A 1,881-nucleotide genomic window follows, 5' to 3' on the forward strand; every position below is an offset into this window, starting at 1 on the left:
GGCAATGTGACGAGGAGTTGGAAGGGCAAGGCGAAGGGTGGATGGAAGTAGGCGGAGCTTCTCATATTAGTGATGTAGGCGGGGAAAGCAGGAGGAAGGAAGGGGGAGACATTTCGTTCGATTCCTTTGATGAAAAACTTGGGACACTGGAGGCCCTGGTAAAAGTGGAAAACGAAGAGAAGGAGATATGGGAGCTGTCCGGCACCCATAAGCGGTTGCAGACCCTTATTCACTATGTGAACAAGGACAGTCTGAAAGAGGAGCACCAGCGTCAGAGCGGGAGCAAGGCCTCTGGTATCGATGGGATGACGAAGGCTGAGTACTCAAGGAACCTCGATGATAACATCGATGACCTTCTGAAGAGGATGAAGTCCTTCTCATACCGGCCGAAACCGGCAAGGAGAACCTATATTCCCAAGCTAGGCGGCAAGATGCGTCCACTGGGAATACCATCCTATGAGGACAAGCTGGTACAGGGTGTGATGGCGAAGGTGCTGAACGGTGTGTATGAGCCTAGGTTCATGGACTGTTCGTACGGGTTCCGTCCCAATAGAAGTTGTCATGACGTGATTAGGGAAATCAACTCCACCATTGGTAGACAGCCAATCGGCTGGGTGGTGGAGGCCGACATCAAGGGATATTTCGATAACATCGACCATTCATGGCTGATGAAATTCCTAGAGCATGACATTCAGGACAAGAACTTTCTCCGTTACATCGTCAGGTTCCTCAAGGCAGGAATCATGGAGGACGGGCAATACCTCGACAGCGAGAGCGGTTCACCTCAAGGAGGCCTCATTTCACCTATTCTTGCCAATGTATATCTGCATTATGTGCTGGATATCTGGTTTGAGAAGGTGGTGAAACCTCGGATGAAGGGCAAAGCGTACTTGTTTCGCTATGCCGATGATTTTTTGGCTCTGTTTGAGTTTGAGGATGATGCCCGTAAGTACTACGATGTACTGCCTATGAGATTGGGCAAATTCAACCTTGAGGTTGCCCAAGAAAAGACCAGACTGATTCCTTTTGGAAGGAACTCGGGTTCAAAGGAGACCTTTGATTTCCTTGGTTTCACCCATATCAATGGGAAAAGCCGAAAGGGATGCTACCGTGTAATGCATCGGACAAGCAAGAAGAAGTTGATTGCCAAACGAAAGGCTATGAAACAATGGCTGAGACTGAACATGCACAGTCCTGTCAGTGATATCATCAGAGGTCTTAATTTGAGGCTTTTGGGACACTATAGGTACTATGGCATTAGCGGTAACAGCAAGAGTTTGGACAAGTATCACTATTACTGTGTTACGACTTTGTTTAGGGTATTGAGACGTAGGGGACAGAAGAGGAAAATCAACTGGACAACCTATAATAGAATAATCAATGCCTATGGAATTGCAAAGCCTAGAATTTGTGTGGACATCTGGCACTGACCCGAAGAATGGAATGAAGAGCCGTATGCGTTAGTAGCGCACGTACGGTTCTGTGAGGGGCATATGAAGGCTGGTGGTACTGGAGATTGCCACCTTCATGTGTCTACTCGACAATAGGTTTTCAGGAGCCTTGTAATGCATGAATATACAAAACCATCACTCACATACCCCATACCTGTCGCTGGCCCCTGTGACTGACAGGAATCTTCCTTGAATTCATTAATATTTGCTTGTTGGATATAGAAAAAAGAGCCCCCCTTCTGCTATTGTTTAGTCACGACAAAAAGACAAACAGGAGGAGCTCTTTTATATAACATATTCTACACGAAACACCCCATTTCTTCAATCCCTGCTCTTCTCCCATGAAGACTTTTCACCCTGCCTGTTCCGGGAACCCTCAGAGAGGGAGCTTGAGTTCCTGCAATACTATCATGGGGTGCAGTCCCTGCTC

Annotated in this window: 1 protein-coding gene; it reads left to right on the forward strand. The window is 47.3% G+C overall.

The window, feature by feature from the left end; translation table 11 throughout:
- Positions 1–1,430 (forward strand): group II intron reverse transcriptase/maturase (gene ltrA / locus JF818_RS09260; RefSeq protein ID WP_198891730.1); only part of this gene is annotated, 1,430 nt, incomplete at its 5' end.
- Positions 1,431–1,881 lie beyond the last annotated feature (451 nt).

Source organism: Sphaerochaeta sp. S2, assembly GCF_016406725.1.
GTDB lineage: Bacteria > Spirochaetota > Spirochaetia > Sphaerochaetales > Sphaerochaetaceae > Sphaerochaeta.